The organism is Bacillus massiliglaciei, from assembly GCF_900098925.1.
Classification (GTDB): domain Bacteria; phylum Bacillota; class Bacilli; order Bacillales; family DSM-1321; genus Peribacillus; species Peribacillus massiliglaciei.
Map to the genome: position 1 here is coordinate 1 of NZ_LT622351.1, position 1,391 is coordinate 1,391.

1 protein-coding gene is annotated in these 1,391 nt (G+C 37.1%); it reads left to right on the plus strand.

The genetic code is table 11. The annotated features are described in order from the left end of the window. The first annotated feature begins 411 nt into the window (after positions 1–411). Positions 412–1,227 (plus strand): adenosylmethionine decarboxylase, encoded by an 816-nt coding sequence (gene speD / locus BQ4305_RS01480; protein WP_110926133.1) that lies wholly within the window; start codon positions 412–414, stop codon positions 1,225–1,227. The last annotated feature ends 164 nt before the right edge of the window (positions 1,228–1,391 follow it).

Genomic DNA, 1,391 nt, shown 5'->3' on the forward strand with positions numbered 1-1,391 from the left:
TTAAGCTAACCATTACTACTGCCTTCATGGTTCGGGACTCTCACCCTATAGACTGCACCCATGCCGGGCGCACACAGAAAGGCCTTCGGAAGGGATTCCTTCCGAAGGCCTTTTGTCGACAATCTGACAAATTTCCTTTTGAGGAAATTTGTTTTTTTATTTTCCCAGCTTTATTTACACTCGGATTTTTCTAATTTTCAACAGATTTTCTAATGACAATAGGGAAGTAAGGGCAAACTATCCCTATATGTGTTTTCAGAGATCATTATTGAACGATAGGAGATCAAGGCGATCGAAATTCTGGAATGCATGAATGTGCTTGTGCACCTCACCTAATAACGGTACGTTTTTTTCTGGTGTATAAGGGTAAATATAAGCAAATTCACATTCTAAGGAAGGGAAATTGTTCAGATGAAACTTACACCAAAACAGAGAATAGAGCTGCATGGATTCAATAACCTGACTAAATCATTAAGTTTTAATATGTATGATATTTGCTATACAAAAACAAAGGAAGAACGAGAGGCCTACCTTAATTATATTGATGAACAATATAACGCAGACAGACTGACTGATATTTTACAGAAAGTGTCTGATATGATTGGAGCCCATGTTTTAAATATAGCGAAGCAAGATTATATCCCTCAAGGCTCAAGCGTAACTTTGCTTGTATCTGAGGGACCTGTCGAAACAGCTCCTGAAGAATCCTTTGAGGAATCTCCGGGTCCGCTTCCGGAACATGTTGTCATGCACTTAGATAAAAGCCATATAACAGTCCATACGTATCCTGAATATCATCCTGATGAAGGGATTAGTACATTTAGGGCCGATATTGATGTTTCCACTTGCGGAGAAATTTCTCCCTTGAAAGCTTTGAATTTTCTTATCCATTCTTTTGATACGGATATCATGACAATTGATTATCGAGTCCGCGGCTTTACGCGAGATAAAAGCGGCCACAAACTTTTTATTGACCATCAGATTAATTCAATCCAAAATTATATACCTGATTCGGTGAAGGAATCGTATGATATGATTGATGTAAATGTTTATCAGGAAAATATTTTTCATACAAAATGCAAACTGAAAGATTTCGATCTAGATAATTATTTGTTTGGGTATAAGAAGGATACTCTTTCTGAAGAGGAACGAGAACAAATAACCAAGCGTCTTGATCGGGAAATGGATGAAATTTTTTATGGAAAGAACATTCCATACACTGACTGAAAATAATTTAAAGGCCGGCTTGCAGGGAACGCCTGTATAGACTAACCTAAATTAATGAGACACTATAAAACACCTTCGAAATGGTACACTTAAACAAAGTACTAATTCGGAGGTGTTTTTGCATGGGCAAAAATGTATATTCAAATGAAGTTAAGTGGGCAGTT

What these genes read in the sequence shown, in the direction of transcription:
- speD (WP_110926133.1), top strand. Translation starts at nt 412, where the DNA reads ATGAAACTTACACCAAAACAGAGAATAGAGCTGCATGGATTCAATAAC.